This is a genomic window from Roseovarius sp. A-2 (genome assembly GCF_002072155.1).
In the GTDB taxonomy this organism is placed as follows: Bacteria; Pseudomonadota; Alphaproteobacteria; order Rhodobacterales; family Rhodobacteraceae; genus Roseovarius.
Genome location: NZ_BDIY01000018.1, coordinates 65,125 through 90,598 on the forward strand (window position 1 = coordinate 65,125; position 25,474 = coordinate 90,598).

General features: G+C 58.2%; 25 protein-coding genes. 12 read left to right on the top strand and 13 right to left on the bottom strand.

Annotated elements, in window-relative coordinates; all coding sequences use genetic code 11:
• Window positions 1-10 precede the first annotated feature (10 nt).
• The gene (locus BHD06_RS16905; protein WP_080458157.1) at window positions 11-919 is read right to left on the bottom strand and encodes a D-amino acid aminotransferase; all 909 of its coding nucleotides are present in this window, start codon (window positions 917-919) and stop codon (window positions 11-13) included.
• Window positions 920-1,072: 153 nt separating this feature from the next.
• Here BHD06_RS16905 and msrA point away from each other — a divergent pair, with 153 nt between their 5' ends.
• Together msrA and mutS are read left to right on the top strand one after the other, a co-directional pair.
• Complete coding sequence (gene msrA, locus BHD06_RS16910) at window positions 1,073-1,741, top strand: peptide-methionine (S)-S-oxide reductase MsrA (protein WP_176214389.1); 669 nt, start codon at window positions 1,073-1,075, stop codon at window positions 1,739-1,741.
• 274 nt (window positions 1,742-2,015) lie between these two features.
• Entirely contained in the window at window positions 2,016-4,634 is a 2,619-nt protein-coding gene (gene mutS / locus BHD06_RS16915) for a DNA mismatch repair protein MutS (RefSeq protein WP_080458184.1), read from the top strand.
• A 15-nt stretch (window positions 4,635-4,649) separates the two neighbouring features.
• Here mutS and BHD06_RS16920 read toward each other — a convergent pair whose 3' ends face one another.
• Both BHD06_RS16920 and hrcA read right to left on the bottom strand, forming a co-directional pair.
• The gene (locus BHD06_RS16920; RefSeq protein ID WP_080458158.1) at window positions 4,650-5,210 is read right to left on the bottom strand and encodes a nucleotide exchange factor GrpE; all 561 of its coding nucleotides are present in this window, start codon (window positions 5,208-5,210) and stop codon (window positions 4,650-4,652) included.
• Window positions 5,211-5,219: 9 nt separating this feature from the next.
• Window positions 5,220-6,284, bottom strand: a complete 1,065-nt coding sequence (gene hrcA / locus BHD06_RS16925) for a heat-inducible transcriptional repressor HrcA (RefSeq protein WP_080458159.1) — start codon at window positions 6,282-6,284, stop codon at window positions 5,220-5,222.
• Between the two features lie 116 nt (window positions 6,285-6,400).
• Here hrcA and rph point away from each other — a divergent pair, with 116 nt between their 5' ends.
• From rph to hemW, 3 genes are read left to right on the top strand one after another with little or no spacing between them, the layout of a single operon-like run.
• On the top strand, window positions 6,401-7,117 hold the full coding sequence (gene rph / locus BHD06_RS16930) for a ribonuclease PH (protein ID WP_080458160.1): 717 nt from the start codon (window positions 6,401-6,403) through the stop codon (window positions 7,115-7,117).
• Window positions 7,110-7,718 carry an RdgB/HAM1 family non-canonical purine NTP pyrophosphatase gene (rdgB, locus tag BHD06_RS16935; protein WP_080458161.1) on the top strand — a complete coding sequence of 203 codons (609 nt, stop codon included), beginning with the start codon at window positions 7,110-7,112 and terminating at the stop codon, window positions 7,716-7,718. The genes rph and rdgB overlap by 8 nt, the downstream gene beginning before the upstream one ends.
• On the top strand, window positions 7,711-8,868 hold the full coding sequence (gene hemW / locus BHD06_RS16940) for a radical SAM family heme chaperone HemW (RefSeq protein ID WP_080458162.1): 1,158 nt from the start codon (window positions 7,711-7,713) through the stop codon (window positions 8,866-8,868). The genes rdgB and hemW overlap by 8 nt, the downstream gene beginning before the upstream one ends.
• Window positions 8,869-8,876: 8 nt before the next feature.
• Here hemW and BHD06_RS16945 read toward each other — a convergent pair whose 3' ends face one another.
• The 6 genes from BHD06_RS16945 to rho are packed head-to-tail and all read right to left on the bottom strand — an operon-like array spanning window position 8,877 to window position 15,659.
• Window positions 8,877-9,782, bottom strand: a complete 906-nt coding sequence (locus BHD06_RS16945) for a ParB/RepB/Spo0J family partition protein (protein ID WP_080458163.1) — start codon at window positions 9,780-9,782, stop codon at window positions 8,877-8,879.
• Between the two features lie 18 nt (window positions 9,783-9,800).
• Window positions 9,801-10,610: a ParA family protein gene (locus BHD06_RS16950; RefSeq protein ID WP_080458164.1), complete on the bottom strand. Its 810-nt coding sequence runs from the start codon at window positions 10,608-10,610 to the stop codon at window positions 9,801-9,803.
• Window positions 10,603-11,208, bottom strand: coding sequence for a 16S rRNA (guanine(527)-N(7))-methyltransferase RsmG (gene rsmG / locus BHD06_RS16955; RefSeq protein ID WP_080458165.1), 606 nt, complete (start codon window positions 11,206-11,208; stop codon window positions 10,603-10,605). Before rsmG ends, BHD06_RS16950 begins: the two co-directional genes overlap by 8 nt.
• Window positions 11,205-13,067, bottom strand: a complete 1,863-nt coding sequence (gene mnmG / locus BHD06_RS16960) for a tRNA uridine-5-carboxymethylaminomethyl(34) synthesis enzyme MnmG (RefSeq protein WP_080458166.1) — start codon at window positions 13,065-13,067, stop codon at window positions 11,205-11,207. Before mnmG ends, rsmG begins: the two co-directional genes overlap by 4 nt.
• A 12-nt stretch (window positions 13,068-13,079) precedes the next feature.
• Window positions 13,080-14,366, bottom strand: coding sequence for a tRNA uridine-5-carboxymethylaminomethyl(34) synthesis GTPase MnmE (gene mnmE, locus BHD06_RS16965; protein WP_080458167.1), 1,287 nt, complete (start codon window positions 14,364-14,366; stop codon window positions 13,080-13,082).
• Window positions 14,367-14,387: 21 nt separating this feature from the next.
• Complete coding sequence (gene rho / locus BHD06_RS16970) at window positions 14,388-15,659, bottom strand: transcription termination factor Rho (RefSeq protein WP_080458168.1); 1,272 nt, start codon at window positions 15,657-15,659, stop codon at window positions 14,388-14,390.
• Window positions 15,660-16,191: 532 nt separating this feature from the next.
• On the opposite strand from rho, the gene BHD06_RS16975 reads away from it, so the two are divergent.
• The 4 genes from BHD06_RS16975 to dnaQ are packed head-to-tail and all read left to right on the top strand — an operon-like array spanning window position 16,192 to window position 18,932.
• Complete coding sequence (locus BHD06_RS16975; protein WP_080458185.1) at window positions 16,192-16,791, top strand: Maf family protein; 600 nt, start codon at window positions 16,192-16,194, stop codon at window positions 16,789-16,791.
• Window positions 16,788-17,621: a shikimate dehydrogenase gene (locus tag BHD06_RS16980; protein ID WP_080458169.1), complete on the top strand. Its 834-nt coding sequence runs from the start codon at window positions 16,788-16,790 to the stop codon at window positions 17,619-17,621. The genes BHD06_RS16975 and BHD06_RS16980 overlap by 4 nt, the downstream gene beginning before the upstream one ends.
• Window positions 17,618-18,211, top strand: coding sequence for a dephospho-CoA kinase (gene coaE, locus BHD06_RS16985; RefSeq protein WP_080458170.1), 594 nt, complete (start codon window positions 17,618-17,620; stop codon window positions 18,209-18,211). Before BHD06_RS16980 ends, coaE begins: the two co-directional genes overlap by 4 nt.
• Window positions 18,204-18,932 (top strand): DNA polymerase III subunit epsilon, encoded by a 729-nt coding sequence (dnaQ, locus tag BHD06_RS16990; protein ID WP_080458171.1) that lies wholly within the window; start codon window positions 18,204-18,206, stop codon window positions 18,930-18,932. Before coaE ends, dnaQ begins: the two co-directional genes overlap by 8 nt.
• Before the next feature lies 1 nt (window position 18,933).
• Here the strand turns inward: dnaQ and secB are convergent, their stop codons facing one another.
• Together secB and BHD06_RS17000 are read right to left on the bottom strand one after the other, a co-directional pair.
• Entirely contained in the window at window positions 18,934-19,431 is a 498-nt protein-coding gene (secB, locus tag BHD06_RS16995) for a protein-export chaperone SecB (protein ID WP_080458172.1), read from the bottom strand.
• Between the two features lie 65 nt (window positions 19,432-19,496).
• Window positions 19,497-19,982, bottom strand: coding sequence for an FxsA family protein (locus BHD06_RS17000; RefSeq protein ID WP_080458173.1), 486 nt, complete (start codon window positions 19,980-19,982; stop codon window positions 19,497-19,499).
• 108 nt (window positions 19,983-20,090) lie between these two features.
• Between BHD06_RS17000 and BHD06_RS17005 the strand changes: the two genes are divergently transcribed.
• From BHD06_RS17005 to BHD06_RS17015, 3 genes are read left to right on the top strand one after another with little or no spacing between them, the layout of a single operon-like run.
• Complete coding sequence (locus BHD06_RS17005) at window positions 20,091-20,750, top strand: Tim44/TimA family putative adaptor protein (RefSeq protein WP_080458174.1); 660 nt, start codon at window positions 20,091-20,093, stop codon at window positions 20,748-20,750.
• On the top strand, window positions 20,747-21,790 hold the full coding sequence (locus BHD06_RS17010) for a murein transglycosylase A (protein WP_080458175.1): 1,044 nt from the start codon (window positions 20,747-20,749) through the stop codon (window positions 21,788-21,790). The genes BHD06_RS17005 and BHD06_RS17010 overlap by 4 nt, the downstream gene beginning before the upstream one ends.
• Window positions 21,787-22,380, top strand: a complete 594-nt coding sequence (locus BHD06_RS17015) for a Smr/MutS family protein (protein ID WP_080458176.1) — start codon at window positions 21,787-21,789, stop codon at window positions 22,378-22,380. Before BHD06_RS17010 ends, BHD06_RS17015 begins: the two co-directional genes overlap by 4 nt.
• On the opposite strand, the gene BHD06_RS17020 is transcribed toward BHD06_RS17015, so the two are convergent.
• Both BHD06_RS17020 and BHD06_RS17025 read right to left on the bottom strand, forming a co-directional pair.
• Window positions 22,363-23,586 (bottom strand): MFS transporter, encoded by a 1,224-nt coding sequence (locus tag BHD06_RS17020; RefSeq protein WP_080458177.1) that lies wholly within the window; start codon window positions 23,584-23,586, stop codon window positions 22,363-22,365. The two genes, BHD06_RS17015 and BHD06_RS17020, sit on opposite strands and share 18 nt — an antisense overlap.
• A gap of 191 nt (window positions 23,587-23,777) precedes the next feature.
• Entirely contained in the window at window positions 23,778-25,331 is a 1,554-nt protein-coding gene (locus BHD06_RS17025) for a hypothetical protein (RefSeq protein WP_080458178.1), read from the bottom strand.
• Window positions 25,332-25,474 lie beyond the last annotated feature (143 nt).

Here is a 25,474-nt window from a genome sequence, read left to right on the forward strand (position 1 = left end):
ATGTGTTGTCTTACTGCGTTTCACGCTGAATCAGAGCCTTGTAAAGCTCTTGAATGCGGGTGGTTACCGGCCCCTGCCCGCCCTCTCCGATCTGCCGCCCATCAATTTCGCTGACCGGGGTTTGCGCGCCGAACGTGCCGGTCAGAAACGCCTCATCCGCGCCATATGCCTCGACCAGGGAAAAGTTCTTCTCATAAACGGGAATGGCTTCCTCGCGACAGAGGTCGATGACCTTTTGCCGGGTAATGCCGTTCATGCAGTAATCCCCCGTCGAGGTCCAGACCGCGCCCTTGCGCACGATGAAGAAGTTGCAGGCATTGGTGGTGTTCACGAAGCCATGGATATCAAGCATCAGCGCCTCGTCGGCACCGGCCTTTTCCGCCGCGATACAGGCGAGGATGCAATTGAGCTTGGAATGAGAATTGAGCTTGGGGTCCTGCGTCATCGGCAGTCCGCGGATGTGCGGCACGGTGGCAAGGCGGATCGGTCGGGCGATTTTCGGCTGTGAATGTTCCATGATGATCGTCACTGTCGGGCCCTGCTGACTGAGCGACGGATGCTGGAAGGGCCGCGTCTTGATCCCCCGCGTGACCATCAGGCGGGCATGGGCGTCGGTGGTCATTTCATTGGCGTATTGCGTTTCGGTTATGGCCTGAAACACCTCCTGCCGGGTCATACCGATATCGAGGTCTATGGCGCGCGCGGCCTCGAAGAGGCGATCCAGATGCTCGCCCACGAAGGCCCATTTTCCGTTATAGAGGCGCAGTCCCTCCCACACGCCGTCGCCCAGCATGAAGCCACTGTCATAAACGCTCACCACCGCCTCGGCCTTTGGGACAATACGCCCGTTGAGCCAGATCAGGATCTCGTCATTGCGCGCATCCTCTTGCGCAGCATGGGTGGTCTGGTGGTCGGTCATCTTGGTCGCCTCACGGTTTCCGGTGCAGCGTATGTTCGCCGAGAACTGGTGCCAAGGGCGAAATATCGCTCAACAGCGCGTGACCTCACAGGCTCGTCGATTGGTGTGAGGCCAGTTTTGCGTCAGACTGAGGGCGAACAGGAGGGCATTTCAATGGTGGCATATCTTCGGGAACTCAAGGCGGCGACGCTGGCGGCGCTGATCGTGGTCGGCCTGTGCCTGCACGCGAAGGAGGCGCGCGCGGGGGCCTCCGAAACGCTTGTTGTGGCAGGTGGCTGCTTCTGGTGCGTCGAGGCGGATTTCGAGAAGGTAAAAGGCGTGGTCGAGGCAGAGTCGGGCTTTGCCGGAGGCACTGTCGAGAATCCGACCTACAAACAGGTGACGCGCGGCGGCACCGGTCATCTGGAGGCGGTCCGAATCACCTTCGACCCCACGCTGGTGACGCGCGATCAACTGCTCTACCTCTTCTTTCGCTCGGTCGACCCGACAGATGACGGCGGCCAGTTCTGTGATCGGGGCGAAAGTTATGAGACCGGGATTTTTGTGACTGATGCGGCAGAAAACAGGCTCGCAAGAACGGTAAAGGAGGATGCAGCCAACGCGTTGGGCCAGACCATTGTCACGCCCATCCTGCAACTGGACCGGTTCTGGCCGGCCGATGCCTATCATCAGGACTATTACAAGAGCAACGATATCGTGCTGACCCGGTTCGGGCCCCGTACCAAGGCGAGCGCCTACAAGCTCTACCGTGACGCCTGCGGACGCGATGCGCGAGTGAGAGAGCTTTGGGGTAATGAGGCGCCCTTTGCCGGTCAGTCCTGAGCGACAAGAAAGGCGTCAACCTCCGCTTCGATCGGAATCGTCGCAGTCGCGCCGCGGCAGCAGAGGCGCGGCGGAATAGGAGACATGCAGACCCCGGGGCGCGAGCACGCTGTGCGGCCTCGACCTGATCAATCTTTTTCCTGCATAGCGGGGGTTCGCGCGGCACTGAACCGAAACGCGGTTTGGGCTTTCGCGCGTGGCTGCGGGTTTGTAAGGTCAGCCGCAAGCAGATCAGGGGGCAGAAGTGACCAGCGCAGCCGCGGCCGTGACGCCAATGATGGCGCAATATCTGGAGATCAAGGCCGACTATCCGGGGGCGTTGCTTTTCTACCGGATGGGTGATTTCTATGAGCTGTTCTTTGATGACGCGGCGGCGGCGGCCGAGGCGCTGGACATCGCGCTGACCAAGCGGGGCAAACATCAGGGCGAGGATATCGCAATGTGCGGGGTGCCGGTGCATTCCGCCGAGGGCTATCTGCTGACGCTTATTCGCAAGGGGTTTCGGGTCGCGGTCTGTGAGCAGATGGAAGACCCGGCGGAGGCGAAGAAACGCGGATCTAAATCGGTGGTGCGCCGCGAGGTCGTGCGTCTGGTGACCCCCGGCACGCTAACCGAGGAAAGCCTGCTCGAAGCGCGGCGGCACAATTATCTTGCGGCCTTCGCGCAGGTGCGCGGCGAAGGGTCGCTGGCCTGGGTCGATATTTCCACCGGTGCGTTTCACGTCATGCCGCTGTCTGCCGCGCGGCTTGGGCCCGAACTGGCGCGATTGACCCCCCGGGAAGTGGTTGTGTCGGAGGAAAACGAGACGAGTTTGGCCGATATAGTGTGTGACTGTGGTGCGTCGCTGACCGCTTTGGGACAGGCGGCGTTTGACAGCACGGCAGGTGAAAGGCGGCTTTGCACGCTGTTTGGGGTCAGCACACTGGAGGCCTATGGGCAATTCACCCGCCCCGAGACCGCGGCGATGGGGGCGATTGTTGAATGGCTGGAGATCACCCAGAAGGGCAATCTGCCATTGCTGCGCCAGCCGGTCCGCGAGGTGCAGGCACGCGTTATGCAGATCGATGCCGCAACCCGGCGCAATCTGGAACTCACGCACGCGCTGGATGGCAAGCGAGCGGGGTCGCTGCTGGCCACGATTGACCGAACGGTGACGGCGGGCGGCGGGAGGTTGCTGGAGCGGCGGCTCTCAAGCCCGAGCCGGGTGCTGGAAGTGGTACAGGATCGGCTGGATGCGGTGAGTTTTGCTGTGGAACAGGGTCGCATGTCAGCAGATTTGCGTGAGACGCTGCGCCGGGTTCCCGATTTGGACCGCGCGTTATCTCGGCTGGGTCTGAGCCGGGGTGGACCGCGCGATTTGGCAGCAGTGCGGAACGGGCTGGCGCAGGCGGCGGAGATCGCGGCACGTCTGAAAGCCATCGACCTGCCGCCCCTGCTGGCTGAGGCGATCTCGGGGCTGACCGGGCAGGACGCACTCCTCGATCTGCTGGACCAGGCCCTTGTCGAAGAGCCGCCTCTGCTGGTGCGTGATGGCGGTTTCATCGCGCCGGGATATGACGCCGATCTCGACGAGGCACGCAAGTTGCGCGATGAAGGGCGCGGTGTGATCGCGGGCTTGCAGGGCGACTATATTCGTGAGACCGGGATCAACTCGCTTAAGATCAAGCATAACAACGTGTTAGGTTATTTCGTCGAGGTAACGGCGACCCATGCAGAAAAGATGCTGGCGGCACCGCTGAACCAGACGTTCAAGCATCGCCAAACCACGGCCAATCAGGTCCGTTTTACCACCGTGCCGCTGAGTGAGATGGAAACGCGTATCCTCAATGCCGGTGGCCGGGCGCTAGAGATCGAGAAGCGGCTCTATGATTGTCTGAACGCCGCGATTCTGGAGCAGTCGGCAGAGATTGCACAGGTCGCGCGCGGCCTGTCGGAACTGGACCTTGCCACGGCACTGGCCGATCTGGCGAAGGGCCAGCATTGGTGTCGCCCCGAGGTGGATGGAAGCCGTGCGCTGCTGATCGAAGGCGGGCGGCATCCTGTGGTAGAGCGGGCCTTGCGCGCACAGGGTGGCGCGCCCTTCATCGCCAATGATTGCGCGCTTGGTGGAGAGAGCGATATCTGGCTGCTGACCGGGCCGAACATGGCTGGTAAATCGACCTTTCTGCGGCAAAACGCGCTGATTGCTCTGCTGGCTCAGATGGGCAGTTATGTACCTGCGCGGTCTGCGCATATCGGCATGGTCAGTCAGCTTTTCAGTCGGGTCGGCGCGTCAGATGACCTTGCACGCGGGCGCTCGACCTTCATGGTGGAAATGGTCGAAACTGCGGCGATCCTCAATCAGGCGGATGAACATGCGCTGGTTATCCTAGATGAAATCGGGCGCGGCACAGCAACCTATGACGGGCTGAGCATCGCCTGGGCGACACTGGAACATCTACATGACGTGAATGGTTGCCGGGCGCTTTTTGCGACTCATTACCATGAACTGACCAATCTTTGCGACAAACTCGACCGCGTGGACAACGCCACCGTGGCAGTCAAGGAACATGACGGCGAGGTGATTTTTCTGCACGAGGTGCGGCGTGGCGCGGCGGATCGTAGTTACGGCGTTCAGGTGGCGAAGCTTGCCGGGCTGCCAGAGGCAGTCGTCGCACGGGCGCGGGTGGTTCTAGATGCGTTGGAGAAAGGCGAGCGTGAGGGCGGTGGTGCGCAAAAGGCGCTGATCGACGATCTTCCACTCTTTGCCGCGACGCCGCCCCCTGCCCCGGTGGCGATTCGCCGCTCGGAGGTGGAGGCGCGGCTTGCCGAGGTCCTGCCCGATACGCTCAGCCCGCGTGAGGCGCTGGATCTGCTTTATGAATTGAAGGGGCTGGCGGACAAGGCGGGGTGACGCCCCGCCCCGTCGTCACCCGCGATTCGACGAGACGCCGACTTGCGCCGGGCGCAGGATGCGATCGTGCAGCATAAAGCCCTGGGCGGAAACCTGAATGATCTCGCCCGCCTTGGTGCCGGGCAATGGAGCCTCGAACATCGCCTCGTGATGCTGCGGATCGAACCGGTCGCCGACCTGCGGGTCGATCACGGTGATGCCATGCTTGGCAAAGACATTGCGCAACTCGCGCAGGGTGAGTTCAATCCCCTCGAACAGGGCAGCGGAACCCGCACGCTGTTCCTCGGTCACTGTGTCAAGGGCACGCTTGAGATTGTCATGCACGGGCAGCATGTCACGGGCTAGCTTGGAGCCGCCGTAGTTCTCGGCCTCACGCCGGTCCTTGTCGGAGCGCTTGCGCGCGTTCTCGGCATCTGCGAGGGCGCGCATGAACTTGTCCTGAAGCGCGTCACGCTCAGCCCGGAGTGCGTCTAGTTCCGCAGCCTCTTCGGTGATTTCGCCCCCGGTATATTCCTGCTCTTCTGCCGCTGCCTCTTCAATATCGTCAAGGAAGCTGTCTTCTCTTGGCTCTGCCATTTGTCACCTCTAACTCCGGTCGGAGATCAGTTTGCCTACCAGTTGCGCGGTGTAGTCAACGATCGGCACGATCCGCCCATAATTCAGGCGCGTCGGGCCGATGACCCCGACCGCGCCAATGATCTTACGGTCAGCGTTCATATATGGAGAGACGACCAAAGAGGAACCCGAAAGTGAGAAAAGTTTGTTCTCAGAGCCAATAAAAATGCGCACGCCCTCGCCATCTTCGGCCAATTCGAGGAACTCGGCGATGTCGCGCTTGCGCTCAAGGTCGTCAAACAGGATTCTAATGCGGTCGAGGTCTTCGTCTTCGGCCCCGGAATCGAGCAAATTCGCACGGCCCCGCACGATCAGGCGTTCATAGCTGTCGCCTTCACCCTGCCATACGGCAAGGCCGCTTTCGACCAACGCCTGGGACAGGCTGTCAATCTCCTGTCGACGCTTGTCGATCTCGGAGGCGATCACCCGCTGCACATCCGAGAGCGTGCGTCCCTCGATCAGCGCATTGAGGAAATTTGCGGCCTCGCGCATCGAACTGGGTGTCTGGCCCGGCGGTGGCGTGAAGATGCGGTTCTCGACATGGCCATCGGAAAATACAAGAACCACCAGCGCCCGATCCTGCGCGAGGCTGACGAATTCGATATGTTTGATCGGGGCCTCATGTTTGGGCGCCAGCACGAGTGACGCACCGCGCGTGACGCCCGAGAGCGCCGATCCGATGCGATCGAGAATGCCGCCCACGTCCTGCGAATTGCTTACGACGGTGGCGTCGATCATGCGGCGATCTGTCAGTTCCGGATCAGACACCTCGAGCAGACCATCAACGAACATGCGCAGCCCTTCTTGGGTCGGTACGCGACCGGCGCTGATATGTGGGCTACCGAGGAGGCCCATATATTCGAGATCCTGCATCACGTTGCGGATCGTTGCCGCGCTCACCTTTTCGCTGAAATCACGGGTGAGCGTGCGGGAGCCGATCGGATCGCCATTGGCGAGATAGCTTTCGACAACGCGGCGAAACACTTCGCGCGAGCGGTCGTTGAGTTGGTCCAGGATTTTGCTGGCGTCGTTCATTCGGCACGGTTCCTGTCTGACCCGCCATTAAAGACGGGCGGCGGTAAAGGTCAATCGGGCTTGCCATCCGGGGCCCGCCGCATGTATCCCCGAACCAAAGCGAAAAGGGGTACGAAATGCGGCCTTCGGGTAGAGATTTAAGTGAATTACGTCCAGTTTCAATCGAAACCGGCGTGTTGAAACATGCCGAGGGGTCTTGCCTCATAAAGATGGGCGACACGCATGTTTTATGCACTGCAACAATCGAGGATCGGGTGCCGCCCTTTGTGAAGGGGACTGGTCTTGGCTGGGTGACGGCGGAGTACGGCATGCTGCCCCGCTCTACCGGAAGCCGGATGCGGCGCGAGGCGACGGCGGGCAAGCAGGGCGGCCGGACGGTGGAAATCCAGCGGTTGATCGGGCGCTCGCTGCGTGCCGGGGTGGATCGTGTGGCATTGGGCGAGCGACAGATCACCGTGGATTGCGATGTCATTCAGGCCGATGGCGGCACGCGCTGCGCCTCGATCACCGGGGGTTGGGTTGCACTGCGCCTTGCGGTCGCAAAGCTTATGAAAGCCGGGGATGTGATCAGCGATCCGATGACTGATCCTGTGGCGGCGGTGTCTTGCGGGATCTATGCTGGTCAGCCGGTGCTCGATCTCGATTATCCCGAGGATAGCGAGGCGGGTGTTGACGGGAATTTCATCATGACTGAATCGAAGCGGCTGATCGAGGTACAAATGAGCGCCGAAGGCGCGACCTATAGCCGAGACCAGATGAATACCTTGCTCGATCTTGCCGAGAAGGGGGTGGACACGCTTGCCACCAAACAACGTGAGGCAACGGGTGCCTAAGTTCACCGACGATACGCTGCTTGTGGCAACGCATAACACAGGCAAACTGGAGGAGATTGCGTCGCTTCTCGGTCCTTATGGCGTGACGGTTGTCGGTGCGGCTGACAAGGGCCTGAGCGTGCCTGAGGAGACTGAGACGACATTCACGGGCAATGCGCGCATCAAGGCTCATGCGGCGGCGAAAGCCACCGGGCTGCCTGCGCTGTCGGATGATTCGGGCATCATGATCGACGCACTTGGCGGTGCGCCGGGGGTCTATACCGCTGATTGGGCCGAAACAGAGACAGGTCGGGACTTTGTCATGGCTATGACGCGCGCGCATGACATGCTTGTCTCGAGCAAGGAGCCGCAGCCTTGGACGGCGCGGTTTTGTTGTACGTTGGTGCTAGCCTGGCCAAACGGGCAGGACGAGGTGTTCGAGGGTACGATCGAGGGTTGGATCGTGTGGCCCATGCGGGGCACGAACGGGCATGGGTATGATCCGATTTTTCAGCCCGTGGGCCAAGATGTGACCTTTGGGGAAATGGACCGTTGGGAGAAGAACCGGATCAGTCACCGAGCAGACGCATTTCAGAAATTTATTGCAGGTTGTTTTGGTTGAAGATTGGCAGACCGGTGGCTTCGGGCTTTATCTGCACTGGCCGTTCTGCGAGGCGAAATGCCCCTATTGCGATTTCAACAGCCACGTGGCGCGCGAAATAGATCACGCGCGGTGGCGGGCCGCGTATGTGCAGGAGATCAGACGTTATGCGGCGGCACTGCCCGGGCGCGTGCTCAATAGCGTGTTTTTTGGCGGCGGTACGCCAAGTCTGATGGAGCCCGAGACGGTAGCCGTGATCCTGGACGAGGCTCGGCGCGCCTGGCCGACGGCAAATGATCTCGAAGTGACGCTGGAGGCGAACCCTAGCTCGGTGGAGGCCGGGCGATTTCGAGCCTATGGTGAGGCCGGTGTTTCGCGCGTGTCATTGGGTGTGCAAGCGTTGAATGACACTGATTTACGACAGCTCGGGCGCATTCATTCTATGGCGGAAGCTGAGCAAGCCATTGATATCGCGAGAAAATACTTTAGCCGCGTGAGCTTTGATCTGATCTATGCCCGACAGGAACAGGATCTCGCGTCTTGGCGCGATGAATTGAAGCGAGCGCTCGATATGGCGGTGGATCACCTGTCGCTCTATCAACTGACGATCGAGGGCGGGACAGCCTTTGGCGATCGTTATGCGTCGGGCAAGCTGCGCGGTCTGCCCGGTGACGATCTTGCGGCGGATATGTACCATGCGACACAGGAGATCTGCAATGCGGCGGGCATGGGGGCCTATGAGGTTTCTAACCATGCAAAGCCGGGGTCGGAATCGCGTCATAATCTGATTTACTGGCGCTACGGGGATTATATCGGCATCGGTCCCGGGGCGCATGGCAGAGTGACCCGCGCCGGGCAAAGGTATGCAACGGAGACCTGGCTTCAGCCGAATCTCTGGCTGAAGGAAGCAGAGAGCGGCCAGACCGAACGTGTCGTCACACCGCTTTCGCCTGAAACACAGGCCGGTGAGTACCTTCTAATGGGCCTCCGCATTCGCGAGGGTATTGACATGAACCGCTTTGCCACGCTGAACGGCACGCCGTTGAACGAAGACCGCTTACAGCACCTCGAAGAAATTGGAATGCTTGAACGGCGCGGCACACGGTTGATGGCAACCCGCCAAGGGATCGCGGTTCTCAACGCGATCCTGACCCAACTTTTGCCAGATTAGTAGTATTATCACACGCTGAGCATGCCTATCAGACGATCGAGCTGATCCAGGGACGTGTAGCGAATCGTCATATGTCCAGTTTCCTGACCTTGCTGGTGATCTATGGAAACTGACATCGTCAGGTTTGCGGACAGGTCCTCCTCCAGGGCTATGGTGTCAGCGTCCTTTACCACTGATCCCGACCTCGATCCGCCGGATTTACTGCCGGTCCTGCTCGGTTCCCCCTCGGATTTGGCGAGTTTTTCCGTCTCGCGGACGGACAAGGATCTCCGGATAACCTCACGTGCCAGCGCCGCTGGATCCTGAGATGTTATGAGCGCCCGGGCATGCCCCGAAGACAACCGTCCCTCGCGTAGGTAGACCAGAACTTCGTCGGGCAAGTTCAGCAGGCGGACCGCGTTGGCGATATGACTGCGACTCTTGCCTAGGACCTCGGCAAGCTTTTCCTGAGTGTGCCCGAACTTGGTCATGAGCTGGCTATAACCCGTAGCTTCTTCGACTGGGTTCAGGTCAGTACGCTGGATATTCTCGATGATCGCGACCTCAAGAACCTCTGTGTCGTTGAAATCGCGAAGAATGACCGGAATGTCATGCAACTGCGCCATTTGTGCGGCGCGCCAACGACGCTCACCGGCAACGATTTCATAGGCGTCTTGCTGACGCGGGCTCTGGCGCACGATCAGAGGCTGTATTATGCCCTTTTCTGCGATTGACCGCGATAAATCCGCAAGAGACTCGGCATCGAAGTGTCGCCTTGGTTGCTCCGGATTCGGGTGAACCCGCGTAATGGGCACCATCATGTCCGGCTGACGAGAAGCGTTTCCGTCCGACTTCTCTCCCGGCTCGTTGACATCGGCCATTAGCGCCGAAAGCCCTCGGCCCAACCCTCGGTTCTGTGTTTTCTTACTGCTCATCGCGAACTTCCTTCCTGCTCAGGCCGCGGCGGGTGTACTTTTTTCCAGCAATTCACGTGCAAGATCCCGATATGCCTGCGCGCCCTTGGATTGAGAATCATAATTGAGAACGGGCAGAGCATAGGACGGGGCCTCGCTGAGACGTACGTTCCGGGGTATTCTTGTCCGGAAGACGAGGTCTCCGAGATTGTCACGCGCATCCTTTTCCACCTGTGCAGAAAGGTTGTTTCGTGTGTCGACCATGGTGAGAACAACACCCTCAATCCGCAAGGCCGTATTGGCGCTCTGCCGCACCTCGCGCACAGTGAGCATGAGCTGGGACAGCCCTTCAAGGGCGAAGAACTCACTTTGCAAGGGAATGAGCACCGAATGTGCGGCAACCATCGCATTGATCGTCAACAGATTGAGCGACGGGGGGCAATCTATAAGTATGACATCTATGTCAAAACCTTCCATTGCATGCTGGCGTAGCGCATCATGGAGCAGAAAGCTGCGCTTTTCGTTCGACATCAGCTCCAGATCCGCCGATGAGAGGTCGACCGTGGCGGGGATGATATTCAAATTTTCATGCGCTGTTTTCTGAATGATATCGGTGAGCGGAACGTCGTCCAGAAGCAGATCGTAGGTAGTATATTCGCGCGCTTCCAAATCGATCCCCAGCCCGGTTGACGCGTTTCCTTGAGGATCTAAGTCGACGATAAGGACCCGCTTGCCGTTCTCGGCCAATGCAGCTCCTAAGTTTATGGTGGTCGTCGTTTTGCCAACGCCACCTTTTTGATTGGCTATCGCGATTATCTTGGGTGTTACATTGCAGGTCGGGTCAGGCACGGACAACTCCTGTGACGCTCAAGATGACGGGGCCGGGTTCAGTCTTGCTTTTAGCAATCCTGTAATCGAATTGCCACTTGGATTGAGCGACTTCGACCTCTTCCCGCCAGTTTTCTCCCTTCGGAAACAGAGCTTTCCCGGTGGAGCTTAGATGTCTATCCGCAAAACCGATCAGTGTGGACAAATCAGCCAAGGCGCGTGCTGAGACAACATCAGCCCCTTGCGGTGGCACGGCCTCGATACGGTCCGTGATTACAGTTGCGTTTACGCCGGTTTCTCGAATGATCGTGCGCAGAAATGCGGATTTTCTGGCATCGCTTTCGATGAGAGTGCATTTTAGCGGTGCGCGGCGCTCTGTGCCGATGATGGCGACGACCAGACCGGGGAATCCACCACCGGAGCCGAGATCCACCCAACTGGTCACATTCTCCTCTGCGAGATCCAGAAGTTGCGCGGAATCCAGAATGTGACGCGTCCACAGTTGATTGAGAGACGACCGCGACACGAGATTGATTCGCGGGTTCCATTTCCTGAGGAGCGTGGCGTAGATTTCGAGACGCTCTTGTGTTTCACGTGAAACACGCAGATCGGGCGTCATGCGCGCTTGGCCCGCTCAGCCTGACGAAGTCGCGCCAGGATCAACGTCAAGGCCGCGGGTGTCATACCATCAATCCGTGCGGCTTGCGCGAGGTCTTGAGGTCTGACGGCATTCAGCTTGGATTTCAACTCATTGGAAAGGCCCTGAAGGACTTCGAAATCGAAATCGTGCGGGATTGCCTGCGCTTCGTCGCGCCGAAGCATCGCCACATCAGACGCTTGCCGCTTTATGTAGTTCGCATAAAGCGCGTCGTTCGACAGCTGTTGCCGGATGTCCTCTCCAATACTCGCGAGGCGCGAATCCAAAGCGCAAAGACTTTCGAACGTCACATCTGGAAATGCCAAAACCTCAAACCCGGTCCGCCGCGTCCCGTCCTGATTTACGCCGACGCCCGCAGATTGGAGCTCCTTTGGTGTGTATGTACGCGCCTCCAACGCGGTTCTAGCTTTCTCGAGGCGTTGCATGCGCGCCTCGAACATGGCCTTACGCTCTTCGCTGGCGCACCCGATTCGAAGCGCGACCGGAGTCAGTCGTTGATCCGCGTTATCTGCTCGAAGCGATAGGCGAAACTCCGCACGCGACGTGAACATCCGATACGGCTCGCTTACACCGCGAGTCGTTAGATCGTCAATCATGACACCGATATAACTCTCGGAGCGACTGAAGCGCAGAGGATCTCTTTCTTTAGCGTACAGCGCAGCGTTCAGACCCGCCACGAGACCTTGTGCGGCCGCCTCCTCGTATCCCGTCGTGCCATTGATCTGCCCAGCGAAAAACAGACCAGGAACGCCCTTTACGCCGAGATGTTGATCAAGAGTCCGCGGATCGACATAATCATATTCTATAGCATAGCCGGGTTGCAGAATCTTTGCCTGCTCAAGCCCCCGAATGGAACGAACGTATGACTCCTGAACCGCTTCCGGGAGTGACGTCGATATACCGTTCGGATAGATCGTATCGTCGGACAGGCTTTCAGGCTCCAGAAAAATCTGATGGGACGCCTTATCCGAAAACCGAACGACCTTATCCTCGATTGACGGGCAATATCTCGGACCAACACCGTCAATTCGACCCCCATACATTGCAGAATGCGTGAGATTATCTCGGATGATCTCGTGGGTTTTTTCGTTTGTATGTGTGATCCCGCAAGATACCTGCCGCGCAAACGGGGTTTTCGAGAAGAACGAGAACAGCACCGGATCATCGTCTGGCGGCTGCGAATCGAGTATCTCCCAATTGATTGTCTTCCCATCCAGTCGCGGGGGCGTTCCTGTTTTCAGGCGCCCCATCGGCAAGCCGAGCTCGTCTATCCGCGCCGCCAGACCCACGCTGGGGGGATCGCCCAGCCTGCCGCCGGGCTTTGTGACGTTACCAATATGAATCACGCCACGCAAGAACGTGCCCGTGGTCAGTATAACGGCTCTGGCACGGATCACACTGCCATCTTTCAAGCAGACGCCGGTCACCCGATCACCTTGCATGACGAAATCAGCGACCTCTCCAAAAAGAACCTCAAGACCCGAGCGCTGCTCAAGCACCTGCTGCATAGCGTCGCGGTACAGCTTTCGATCTGCCTGTGCTCTGGGGCCCTGGACTGCAGGTCCTTTACGCCGATTTAGCAAGCGAAACTGAATTCCGGCCCTGTCGGCCACGTGCCCCATGACCCCGTCCAGCGCGTCGATCTCGCGCACGAGATGGCCCTTACCCAGACCACCGATCGCAGGGTTGCATGACATGGTACCAATATCACGCGCAGAAAGAGTGATCAGTGCCGTCGTCGCGCCCATTCGTGCCGAGGCATGTGCGGCATCGGCACCCGCATGCCCGCCACCGATAACAATGACATCGAAATGTTTCACGTGAAACGCTCCTTACTTCCCGAGGCAGAAGCTCGAGAATATCTCGTCCAGGACTGCCTCAACATCAATCCGTCCCACCAAAGAATCAAGGGCCCGGATCGCGCTGTGCAACTCCTCAGCTGCAATGTCAGCGCAAGACTCGCCGCCTTCAACCATCGAAAGGGCGGACTCAAGCGCCCTCATGCCGAGACGCATTGCCTCCTCATGCCTTATCCGAACTGCGACCCCCACTGAGGCCGATCTTTCCTCAAGAACATCACCTACTCGCTTTACAAGCCCGTCTACGCCCTTGCCCGTCAACCCGGAAACGGAGCCATCGTTATCATTCCGCAAGTCCCCCTTTCCAAACAGACACAGGTCACCTTCCAAAAATAGATCCGGCGGCGGTGCCTCCCCATCACTCAGGAAGACACGAAGGTCGGCGGTCCGCGCGCGCTCCTTCGCGCGCTCGACACCGATGGTCTCTACGGCATCCTTCGTTTCCCGCAACCCGGCGGTATCCAGCAACGTCACCGGCAACCCCCTGAGATCCATTCTTACCTCAATAACGTCCCGTGTTGTACCCGCGTATTCAGACGTAATGGCCGCTTCGCGTCCGGCTAGCGCGTTCAGTAAGGTGGACTTGCCGATGTTAGGTGGTCCCAGGATCGCAACTTCAAACCCCTCCCGGATACGCTCCGCTACTGTGCGACCTTCAATCTGCACAGTCAAATCAGCAATCACCTGGCTAAGGATCGAAACAACTTCAGGAGAAACATCAACGGGCACATCTTCATCGGCGAAATCGATGGTCGCCTCAACCAGCGCCACAGCCCGTATCAGCATTCGCCGCCATTCCGCCGCCTTTAAGCCAAGTTCACCCGAAAGAAGCCGCATCGCCTGCCGCCTCTGCGCCTCGGTCTCAGCGTCTATAAGATCGGCAAGCGCCTCCACCTGGGTCAGATCGAGGCGTTCATTAGCAAGTGCGCGCCTGGTAAACTCCCCCGCGTCCGCCGCACGCAATCCAGCAATACGTCCTAAACGACGCAAAACGGCACTGACAACCGCCTGGCTACCATGGGTCTGAAGCTCAAGCACAGGCTCCCCCGTAAAACTCGCTCCATCCTCAAAATACAAAACAAGCGCCTCATCCAGACGCTCTCCCTCATCGTCATACAAGACCCGTAATGTCGCCTTACGCGGCGTCAGCGGCCCACCGAAAAACTGCTGCGCAACCTCCGGGACAGCCGGACCAGATATCCGTATAATCGCCACACCGGCCTTACCCCGAGCAGTTGACAGCGCAAAGATCGTATCCATCACACGACCTCGCTTTCAAACCTAAGTGTTCATGGAATCGAAAAATTCCGTGTTCGTCTTGGTTTGTTTCAGTTTGGACAGAAGGAACTCGACGGCATCGGTCGTCCCCATAGGATTGAGAATACGCCGCAGAACAAACGTCTTCTGGAGATCGTTTCGATCGATCAGCAGGTCTTCCTTCCGAGTGCCTGATTTGAGGATATCAATCGCCGGGAAGATCCGCTTATCCGCTACCTTCCGATCAAGGACAATCTCCGAATTCCCCGTACCCTTGAATTCCTCGAAGATCACCTCATCCATACGACTGCCGGTATCAATCAGTGCTGTTGCGATGATCGTGAGAGAACCGCCCTCCTCGATGTTACGCGCCGCCCCGAAAAACCTTTTCGGTCGCTGCAATGCATTGGCATCAACGCCACCCGTCAGCACCTTACCCGAACTCGGGACCACGGTGTTGAACGCACGACCGAGACGGGTAATGGAATCGAGCAGAATCACAACGTCCCGCTTGTGTTCGACAAGCCGCTTAGCCTTTTCAATCACCATCTCGGATACGGCCACGTGGCGAGTCGCGGGCTCGTCAAAAGTCGAGCTCACAACCTCACCCTTGACCGACCGCTGCATATCGGTGACTTCCTCAGGACGCTCGTCGATCAGAAGAACGATGAGATAGCACTCCGGATGGTTCTTCTCGATGCTGTTCGCGATATTCTGCAAAAGAACCGTCTTGCCTGTCCTCGGCGGCGCAACAATCAAAGACCGCTGCCCCTTCCCGATAGGAGCCACAAGATCAATGACGCGCGCCGAACGGTCCTTCACCGTGGGGTCCTCGACCTCCATCGTCAGCCGCTCATCGGGATATAGCGGTGTCAGGTTGTCGAACGCGATCTTGTGTCTGGCGCGCTCAGGCTCCTGAAAGTTGATTTGTGTCACAGAGGTTAGTGCGAAATAGCGTTCGTTCTCGTCCGGCTGACGCATCTCCCCCTCGATACTATCCCCTGTACGCAGGGAATATTGCCGGATCATCTCAGGCGACACGTAAATGTCATCAGGTCCCGGAAGATAATTCGCCTCGGGCGACCGCAAGAAACCAAAACCATCCTGAAGAACTTCGAGCACCCCGTCCCCGAAAACGATCCAGCCCTCATCTGCGCGCTCTTTCAGGATCGAGAACATCATCTCGCCCTTACGCATGGTCGACGCATTCTCGATATCAAGCTCTTCGGCAATCGCGAGCAAATCCTTGGCGCTGTGCGCCTTTAGATCCGAAAGATTCAAGCGATCGTCAGACATGTCTATATCCTGTGCTGTCACCATTAACTGGTGCGAAAGTGTCTCAGAAGGGGAATCAGTGCGACCAGGACGGTCACGACACGTTCCTACGCTGCTCGTGGTACTGCGTCAATCATGATTGGGATCAGCACGCCGATCCACATTACGACATTAAAAGAATAAATATTTAAGAGTATTGATGATTTAGGTAGGCATCCGGTGGTCTGTTGATTTTTTGTTTATCCAACGACATATCAACATCATCCCGAACCGAAAGATATAGGGCTGACAGTGGAGGCTCGAAGCTGGATCGATAAATTATCAATAAATATCAATAATTTATGAAAACAATATTCAGCGTTTCATTTCCAAACCCTGTTCATGACGAGTACCTGCCAGTCTTCTTCACAGCAGGCACTTATGCTTTTCCACATGGGATGGAATGTTTGTAACCTCTTCGAATATCTGCGGATTGACGATATCCACCGCAGTCGATGGATCAATAACAGCCGCACTTCTGAGAAATACCCGAGATCTTCATGAGGTTATGCACATGACTTTAACCCTAACCCTCGCATCCAGCTCCAGGATTCGCCGAATCCTTCTCGAAAACGCGAATCTCCGCGTTGAGGTGAAACCCGCTCAGGTCGACGAAGAGGCCATCCGTCAAGCGCTTCAGGCCGAGCGGGCTTCTCCAAGAGACATTGCCGATACACTGGCTGAGCAAAAGTCCCTTCGGATCAGCCGGAAGGTTCCAGGTGCCCTCGTCCTTGGATGTGATCAGGTGCTTGATCTCGATGGTCGCATCCTGTCAAAGCCGCAGTCCCCCGATGACGCGCGCAACCAGCTTGCCGATTTGCGCGGACGGCGTCATGACCTTCTTTCGGCAGCGGTCATATGTCGTGACGGAGAGCCGATCTGGCGATATGTCGGGGTTGCCCATATGACGATGCGGGACCTGTCCGACGCGTGGATAAATGCGTATGTTGATCGCAACTGGCCGACCATTTGCGAATCTGTAGGGGCCTACCAGCTTGAATCTGAAGGCGTCCGTTTGTTTTCCCGTGTGGAAGGCGACTATTTCACCATCTTGGGCTTGCCACTTCTCGATCTCTTGTCTTTCCTGATCGGACGAGGAGATTTGCCGACATGACCCATTCCAAGATACCGCTTGCAGGCGTGATCGGATGTCCGATCGCGCATTCCAAGTCGCCGCAATTGCACCGTCATTGGCTCAAGATGCTTGGAATCTCCGGGTATTACATCCCCATGCATGTCGAGACCGATGATCTGGAAACGGTTCTGGGTGCCCTGCCTCGTGCGGGCTTCGTTGGCGTGAATGTCACCGTGCCGCACAAGGAAAAGGCCCTGTCGATAGCGGACCTCGTCACCGATCGCGCAACGTTGATCGGTGCCGCCAACACCCTGATCTTTCGCAAGGATGGCAGGATCCACGCCGATAATACCGACGGTTACGGTTTCATTCAAAACCTGCGCCAGAACGCTCCCGGTTGGATCCCCGAAAGCGGCCCTGCGGCTGTCCTTGGTGCCGGTGGTGCCGCGCGGGCGGTGATCGCTTCGCTTTTGGATGTGGGCGTTCCCGAGATTCTTCTCTCTAACCGGACACGCGTGCGTGCCGACGCATTGCAGCAGGAATTCGGACGGCGCCTGACTGTTGTCGATTGGGTTCAGGCCGGCAACATGCTTGATGAGGCCCGTACCGTGGTCAACACTACGTCGCTTGGTATGATAGGCTGCCCGCCGCTCCGCGTTCCGCTCGACGGTTTGCGAGAGGGGGCAGTGGTGACCGACCTCGTTTACACGCCGCTCGAAACGCCATTTCTGCATGAGGCGAAGAAACGCGGCTGTATCACTGTCGACGGGCTTGGTATGCTGCTGCATCAGGCCGTGCCCGCGTTCGAGCGGTGGTTCGGAACCCGTCCAACAGTCGATTCCGCGACCCGCGCAACGGTGTTGCGATGACGTTCCGCCTCGGGCTGACCGGTTCCATAGGCATGGGAAAGTCGACCACCGCCAGAATGTTTGCCGATTTCGGCTGTCCCGTCTGGGATGCCGATGCTGCTGTCCATCGGCTTTATGCCCAAAGGGGCGCTGCGGTTGCGCCTATCGCAAGGGTCTTTCCCGAAGCAGTGCATGAAGGTGCCGTATGCCGCGAGGCGCTCAAGCACATTATCCGGCAGGACCCCAACGCCTTGCAACGAATCGAAGCAATCGTTCATCCGCTAGTGGCTTGCGATCGAAAGGCGTTTCTGGACGCGCAAAGCGCACCGATCACCGTGCTCGATATTCCGCTCTTGTTCGAAACCGACGCGGAGCGATATCTGGATGCAACAGTGGTTGTCACCGCAACACCCGAAGAGCAACGCGCCCGGGTTCTGGCGCGCGGAACCCTGGACGCCGGGCAATTCAAGGCAATCTTGGAAAAACAGATGCCGGATGATGAAAAGCGGGCTCGCGCGGATTATGTGATCAGGACCGACAGCATGGATCATGCCCGCGAGCAGGTCCGCGCGGTTATCGACGATATCAGAAGGAACCGGCTTCATGCGTGAAATCGTGCTCGACACTGAAACCACGGGCTTCGACCCCGAAAGCGGCGACCGCATTGTGGAAATAGGCGCTATCGAACTGTACAACCATATGCCCACCGGTCGCACCTATCACCAATATATAAACCCGGAACGTGGCATGCCCGAAGAGGCGTTTGGCGTGCATGGTATTGGCCCCGATCTTCTTGACGCACCGCGCCCACCTCGCCCCGGCGAGGTGACATTGAAGGACAAGCCCGTGTTCCGCGAGGTGGCGCGCGCCTTTGTCGAGTTCGTGAGCGATGCCAAGCTGGTCATCCATAACGCCGCCTTCGACATGAAATTCCTAAACGCCGAGCTGGGCTGGCTCAGCCTGCCGCAGTTGCCTTGGGCGCAAGCCATCGACACGCTGGCCATCGCGCGTCAGAAATTTCCCGGCTCGCCAGCATCTCTCGATGCACTTTGTCGTCGCTTCGCCATCGACAACACCGCGCGCACCCTGCATGGCGCGTTGCTCGATTCCGAGATTCTCGCAGAAGTCTATCTGGAATTGATCGGTGGGCGGCAGCCCGATCTCGTCCTGTCATCTGGACATGCGACAGATCACGCCGGGCAGAATGTGGATGCGGGCTGGCGCCCCGCACCGCGCCCGCAGCCCCTGCCCTCGCGCCTCAGCAAAGACGAAAGCGCCGCCCATCGCGCCTTTGTCGAACGGATGGGCGAAGCGGCAATCTGGTTGCGATAGGTTAGGCGTCTGCCTTCTGAGCGCCGGATTCGGCCTGACGTCGGGCGATTTCCTTGCGGTAAAGCTGAACAAAATCGATGTTCTCGAGATTGAGCGGAGGGAAGCCGCCGTCGCGGGTCACGTCGCTGACAATGCGGCGGATGAAAGGGAATATCATCCGGGGGCATTCGATCAGCAGGAAAGGGTGAAGTTGCTCCTCCGGAACGTTCTCGACGTGGAACACACCGACATAGTCCATCTCCATGAGGAAAAGCGTTTCTTGGTTTTCCTTGTTGCGCGAGGTGATGTTGAGCTTGGTCGCCACTTCGTACTGGTGCTCGGTTGAGCGCTTCTTGGCGTCGAGATTGACGGCAACTTGAACGTCGGGCTGAACCTCTCCACCGGTGCCGCGCTGCGCCAGTACGTTTTCAAAGGACAGATCGCGCACGAATTGCGTCATGATGTGCATGCGCAGCGGCGGGGTTTCCTGGGCGGCGGCCCCGTTTTCTTGTTCTGCCATGGGATTCTCCTGATCGATGGCTCAAATAACTATCGTGAGTTCCATAGCAGGAGGCGCGCAGCGCCTCAATGCCTTGTCCATCCCGAGTCGCCGTTTGGTCTGGACCCCGGAGGATCGAGATCCTCGTAATCGCCTTCGATAATGTCGGGCCTTGCACCGGGTCGCGTTTCGGTTCGGGGCTGCGGTCCCGCCTGGAACCGTGCCACATGCACCCGCTTGCGTAGCTCGATGAAGATCTTCCTTCGGACTGGCGGCGTCAAAAGGGCAAAGCCCACTGCATCGGTGAAGAACCCCGGTGTCAGCAAGAGTGCCCCGGCAAACAGGAGCATCGCGCCATGCGCCAGTGGTTCGGATGGATCCTCGACCTCGGAAAAGCTGCGGCGCAGATCTGCAAGCGCGACCGCTCCCTGCTTCCGCAAGAGCCATGTGCCAAGCAGCGCGGTCAGGATGACGATGGCCAGCGTCGGCCAGAGCCCGATCAACCCGCCGACCTGAATGAACAACGCGATCTCGATCAACGGAAACGCGATGAATGCGAGCAAAAGCCACATGCGCGACCTCCTTGGTTTTCCGGTCCTCACGGTGGACTTGGTCCATCGCGTCCCCTACATAAGGGCGAGCGACCGTGCTTACCATGCCCCGCACAACATGAGGTGCCCATGAATTCGCCCATTTTGCAGTTACTGGTGCTCGCCGGTATCGCCATATTCCTGATCCTGCGACTGAAAAGCGTTCTGGGCACACGGGACGGTCATGAAGGCCCGCCGCGCACGCAGCCCCGCACCGGCCAGAGCCCGCGCCGGGATTTCGAGGTGATCGAGGGCGGGCCCGATCATGACATCATCGATCACGTACCCGAAGATTCCGACGCCGCGTCCGCCCTCGCCGAGATGAAACGCATCGAGCCCGATTTCAATGTCACCGGGTTCCTGCAAGGTGCGCGTGGGGCGTATGAGATGATCCTCATGGCCTTCGAGCGAGGCAAGCTTGACGAGGTGATGCCGTTCATGGATCGCGACGTCTATGAGGCCTTCGCGCAGGTCGTCGACGAGCGCGAGAAACAGGGGCTGACCATAGAGGCGGAGTTTCTTGGGGTTCGCGACTTGGCGTTGGTCGATGCAAGGTTCAATTCCGAAACCCGAAGCGCCGAAATCGATGTGCGTTGCGTTGGAGAGCTGATTTCTGTCGTGCGTGATGCCAATGGCGAAATCCTCGAGGGCGCGCCAGGACAGAGCAAGCGTCAGAAGGATATCTGGACCTACGAGCGTGTCATGGGCTCGGACGATCCGAACTGGCGGCTTGTTGCCACGGGCGAATGACCGGCGCGCTGCGGGCGATCATGCTGGCACTGGCCTTCGCCGGGCTGGGCCCCCCCGCAGTTTCACAGGATATCCGCCACGAGATTCTAGATTTCGCAGATTTACAGGGTTGGAAGGCTGATGATCACGCCGCTGCTCTTGAGGTGTTTCTCAACAGCTGTGCCGATCTCGATGATCCGGACTGGACGGCGCTCTGTGCTCTGGCCAATCAACGGCCCGATGCGCGTGCTTTCTTTGAATTGTTCTTTCGCCCTGTTGTGATCAGTGACGGAAAGCCCGCGCTTTTCACCGGCTATTTCGAGCCGGAACTGAACGGCGCTTTACGGCCTGACGCGCGCTATCGTTATCCGGTCTATCGTGAGCCGCCCGAGGCGAGACGTAGCAATCCATGGCTGACCCGGCGTGAGATACTGGAAACCGACGTGATGCGCGACCGAGGTCTCGAAATTGCCTGGGTTGACGACCCCGTGGAGCTTTTCTTCCTGCAGATCCAGGGCTCGGGCCGGATCAGGCTGCCTGATGGCAGCGTGATCCGCGTCGGCTATGGCGGGGCGAACGGGCATGAATACCGCTCCATCGGCGTCGAACTGGTGCGGCGTGGGGTCTATGACGTCCATCAAGTCTCGGCGCAGGTGATCAAGAACTGGGTGCGCCGCAACCCGGTCGAAGGGCGTGAGCTCCTGATGCATAACCCGTCTTACGTGTTCTTTCGCCGGGTTGATCAGGTGCCTGCCGATCGCGGACCTCTGGGTGCGATGAACCGTTCCGTTACCACCGGGCGCACCGTAGCGGTCGATCCGGCCTATGTACCTCTGGGAGCGCCGGTCTGGATCGAGAAGGCGGGCACCGATCCCATCCACCGCCTGATGATTGCACAGGATACCGGATCGGCGATCAAGGGCGCGCAGCGCGCCGATATCTTCTTCGGCACCGGCGATGCGGCAGGTCTTGCCGCAGGCAAGCTGCGCGATCCGGGGCGCATGGTCGTGCTGATGCCGATCCAGCGTGCCTATGCCATGCTCATGGAGCACGAGCCGTGAGCCGCCGCCTGCGCCCGGATGAGCTGGCCCTGTGGGAGGAGGTGGCGCGAAAAGCCACGCCGCTTGCACCCGAACGCAGGCCGCAACCCGGGGCCCTGACCGATACTGCGAAGCCCAAGCCCAAGCCTGTTACATCGCGGGCGAGCCCGGTCGCGCCGTTCGCCATTGGCCAATCCGCCAACGGCCAGCCGAGCGGCCATGACGTGCTGCCGGGCATTGCCGAACGCATCGGCAATGCCCCGGTGAAGATGGACAAGAAGGCGCATGCCCGGCTGAAACGCGGCAAGCTGACGCCCGAGGCCAAGCTCGATCTGCATGGCATGACGCTCGATCAGGCGCATCCCGCGATCAACGCTTTCATCCAGCGCTCGCACGCGGCAGGGCTGCGCCTCGTGCTGGTCGTCACCGGCAAGGGCAAGCATCGCGATCCCGGCGGGCCGATCCCGGTGCGCCACGGCGTGCTGCGCCACAACGTGCCGCAATGGCTCAGGATGATGCCGCTCGCGCCGCTGGTTCTGCAGATCAGCGAGGCACACCTGAAACATGGCGGCGGCGGGGCCTATTACGTCTATCTACGGCGTCAGCGATAGCTGCGGGCGGGCGCGCGTCACGCCGATGGCCATCATCACGCTGGTAAAGATGAAATAGCCGGCGATCAGAAGGAACTGCGTCTCGATCCCGAGACCGAGGTCGATCCCGAGCCCCGTGAGCCCCGGCCCGATGGCCGAGCCGAACACCATGATCGCCGCCGCCATCGCCTTGATGCTGCCCATATGCGCGGTGCCGTAGAATTCCGCCCAGAACGCATTGGGCAGGGTGCTATTGGCACCGGTGGTCAGCGCCAGAAAGACAAAGCCGAGGATCAGCATCACCGGGCCCTCGGAGAATGCAAAGAGCGTGAAGGCCACGACCATCGGCAATTGTATGAACGGCAAGAGTCGCGCCGTGCCCAACCGGTCGAGCGCCCAGCCCGACAGCACCATCGCGCCGATCCCCGCCGCCGTGTAGAGCGGGAAAATCGCCACCAGCTCCACATGAGAAATCTGTTTGATCTCAGCGATATGTACCTGGTGAAAGAAGAACGCCGTGTTAAAGGCCGAGGGCCCGAGCAGCGCTGGTATCATGAACCAGAACAGGAAATGCCGCAGCGTCTGAGAGCGGGTCCAGTGCCGCCCGTCCATGCCGAGCGACTGGCTGGTTTGCGCCCAGCTTTGCGGTGTGCGCTCGCGACGCAAGAGCAGGAGGAGGAGCGGAATGCCGATCAGGGCCATCACCGCAGCGGCCACCCACAGCATCCGCCAGTCATGGATTATCAGCAGGGAAACAAATATCAGGGGCAGCAGAGACTCCCCCACTGCGTTGCCTAAGCTCGCGATAGATAAGGCTTTTCCCCGGCTGGCGATGAACCAGCGGGCCATGGCGATTACGGCGAGGTGGCTCATCATGCCTTGGCCGGTGAAGCGGAGGGCAAAGATGACGAAAGGCAGCAGCCACCAGACCGGGTTGAGGGCCATCGACAGGCAGGCGGCGGTCATCAGCAGCAGGACAATCGGGGCCAGAACGCGGACGCGGAAATGATCGGTCAGGCCGCCGGCCCAGACCATGACAAGGGCCGAGGCGGTGGTGCCGAGGGTGTAAATTCCGCCCCATTCTCCGTGACTTAGCCCAAACCCCGCACGGATTTCCCCGGCGAAGACCGAGATGAAATAGGTCTGCCCGAAACTGCTGAGAAAGGTCAGCAACACCCCAGCGGTGAGCCAGGGCGCGTTGTCGCGGAGGAAGGCGAGGATCGGCATGTGCCCTTCCTTGCGTAAAACGGGGGGAGAGAAAAGCGGTTTTCGCGCAGGCTGTACCCGCGTCGGTATTCTGTCGGTATTGCGTCGGTGCCGGTTTCGCGGCCCCGGACGGTGGTCACGGGGCGGGAATCTGGGGATGACGGGGGTGGCCCCAGCTGACCGCACCCCAAAGCCTGCCTTATCCCGCGATACTATGCCGGAAATCGAGCAAAAAGGGACCCAAGGTTTTCTGGGGAGACCTCAACAAGCTGGGTGCCGTTACGTTCAAAGAATTTCTCGTTGTATCTTGAAACAGCAGTTTGCCCCTCAATCTCAAAAACAAAAAGGGATTTATCAAAGTATCTTACGGTCTTAAGTCTCGTACTGAGGTACGACCTAAGTGGTTCGGATATCTTACTGTTTTTCACCCGATCGCTTACTTCTTGGAACAATTGGTCTAAGCTCTTACCCATCATATTCGCTTCATGCTCAATGCCGGTTATATAGAAACCACTGTAAGAAACAGGTGGAACGCCAAACACCTTTTCTACTCGCGCAGCCGTTGCATCAGTTTCTGCGACACCCACGATTACGTACCCTTTATGGCCTCGCGAAATATTAGCAATTCCTACGCAAGTCTTCAGAATCTTTTCAAAGCACGCTTCATCAAACGTTGGTTCATCAAGTAAAGTCATAAAGCCTTGTTTGAAGTCATAAGCAGACTGTTCTGTTTTCGAATTTGTAAGGAGGTTTTGCAGCTTTGTGACCCAATGTACTTTTGCTGGATCCGGCGCCGCATCGTCTTCGAAAAAGTCTTGGATCATTCCAACCACCGTGTGTACCGCGGCTGATCGATTTTCTGCGCCCCAACGCCCACCTTCTTGGATGACGATATTTTTACCAGCGTCATTTAAGCGTGTGATCAAGCCCGTTCTGTTGGCAACTGTTTTATTGTCCTTAACTATCAGCTGGTGGAACGCAAGAAATACGGCTTGAAAGTATCGAGGGATTGGATTTCCGGCGTTGTAGTTTGCAAAGAGTAGTTCTGCGAGAGATTTGTCTGCAGCAGTAAGTGTCAATACTATCTCATCATGAGTGCGTGTGAAATCGTATTCTAGGAGTTCCGGTGAGCGCATGCGAACTGCGTTGTCAACTGCTTCAAATCTCTCCAGCCGTGCGCCTTCCAGAGGATTAACTGCTCCAAAATAATCGTCGAAAAGCTCTGCGCGAGATGCAACGGGTTCTGCCGAGACCATGTATGCAATTAGGTCTGCGATTAGCTCTTCGTCGCGGCTTTGCCGTAAATGATCTTTTGTCAAAATATTATTTCTAACCCAAAATACTGTGTCGGCAGATATACCATAATCTAAATCAACATTTGTTATACTGATTTCCTTCATTCTGTTTAGTAGGAGAATGTCCGAACTAGAAGAGTCACCTCTTATCTTCGATGATATTGTTCTAACAGTCTCGGCAAATGCATTTATGGCACCGGCTGTGCGCAACTCTTGGCGGGATAACTGTCTGCCGCCTGAATTGATGCGCCGAAACACCTCGTCAACAGACTCCGATTCTGCGAACTCATAAATCGACAGCGGCACTGGATAGGCTGCAATTGCCAGACAGTGGTCCCTATCCAGAACAGGTTTGCGCTGCTCCAACTGATGTCTATCCAACAGGTCCTTAGTTGTAGCAAAGGTATTCAAGTCAAAATATCCGCCCTGAACTGAGAAGTCATTGCTGATGAAAGAGGTGATCGCGTTCATTCTTTGAAGGCCGTCAATTAACCCGAATAATTCATGGGGGTGTGGTGAAGGTAGCGTAAGCTTTTGAAAGCAGGTATTTTTTGGTTGTCGAAGCCAGAAAACTCAGTTTCCAAGGTACGTCCCCTCACCATGATACAGTCTAC

Bases quoted from the DNA above. Each gene is read 5' to 3' on its own strand.
- BHD06_RS17025 (WP_080458178.1), bottom strand. From the start codon at position 25,331: ATGAACGCGATCACCTCTTTCATCAGCAATGACTTCTCAGTTCAGGGC.
- rph (WP_080458160.1), top strand. From the start codon at position 6,401: ATGCGGCCTTCGGGTAGAGATTTAAGTGAATTACGTCCAGTTTCAATC.
- mutS (WP_080458184.1), top strand. From the start codon at position 2,016: ATGATGGCGCAATATCTGGAGATCAAGGCCGACTATCCGGGGGCGTTG.
- BHD06_RS17000 (WP_080458173.1), bottom strand. From the start codon at position 19,982: ATGTGGCTTTTGCTCGCATTCATCGCGTTTCCGTTGATCGAGATCGCG.
- BHD06_RS16980 (WP_080458169.1), top strand. From the start codon at position 16,788: ATGACCCATTCCAAGATACCGCTTGCAGGCGTGATCGGATGTCCGATC.
- mnmE (WP_080458167.1), bottom strand. From the start codon at position 14,366: ATGGATACGATCTTTGCGCTGTCAACTGCTCGGGGTAAGGCCGGTGTG.
- secB (WP_080458172.1), bottom strand. From the start codon at position 19,431: ATGGCAGAACAAGAAAACGGGGCCGCCGCCCAGGAAACCCCGCCGCTG.
- BHD06_RS17020 (WP_080458177.1), bottom strand. From the start codon at position 23,586: ATGCCGATCCTCGCCTTCCTCCGCGACAACGCGCCCTGGCTCACCGCT.
- BHD06_RS16945 (WP_080458163.1), bottom strand. From the start codon at position 9,782: ATGAGCAGTAAGAAAACACAGAACCGAGGGTTGGGCCGAGGGCTTTCG.
- BHD06_RS17010 (WP_080458175.1), top strand. From the start codon at position 20,747: ATGACCGGCGCGCTGCGGGCGATCATGCTGGCACTGGCCTTCGCCGGG.
- coaE (WP_080458170.1), top strand. From the start codon at position 17,618: ATGACGTTCCGCCTCGGGCTGACCGGTTCCATAGGCATGGGAAAGTCG.
- msrA (WP_176214389.1), top strand. From the start codon at position 1,073: ATGGTGGCATATCTTCGGGAACTCAAGGCGGCGACGCTGGCGGCGCTG.
- hrcA (WP_080458159.1), bottom strand. From the start codon at position 6,284: ATGAACGACGCCAGCAAAATCCTGGACCAACTCAACGACCGCTCGCGC.
- BHD06_RS17005 (WP_080458174.1), top strand. From the start codon at position 20,091: ATGAATTCGCCCATTTTGCAGTTACTGGTGCTCGCCGGTATCGCCATA.
- rho (WP_080458168.1), bottom strand. From the start codon at position 15,659: ATGTCTGACGATCGCTTGAATCTTTCGGATCTAAAGGCGCACAGCGCC.
- BHD06_RS16975 (WP_080458185.1), top strand. From the start codon at position 16,192: ATGACTTTAACCCTAACCCTCGCATCCAGCTCCAGGATTCGCCGAATC.
- rsmG (WP_080458165.1), bottom strand. From the start codon at position 11,208: ATGACGCCCGATCTGCGTGTTTCACGTGAAACACAAGAGCGTCTCGAA.
- BHD06_RS16920 (WP_080458158.1), bottom strand. From the start codon at position 5,210: ATGGCAGAGCCAAGAGAAGACAGCTTCCTTGACGATATTGAAGAGGCA.
- BHD06_RS16905 (WP_080458157.1), bottom strand. From the start codon at position 919: ATGACCGACCACCAGACCACCCATGCTGCGCAAGAGGATGCGCGCAAT.
- dnaQ (WP_080458171.1), top strand. From the start codon at position 18,204: ATGCGTGAAATCGTGCTCGACACTGAAACCACGGGCTTCGACCCCGAA.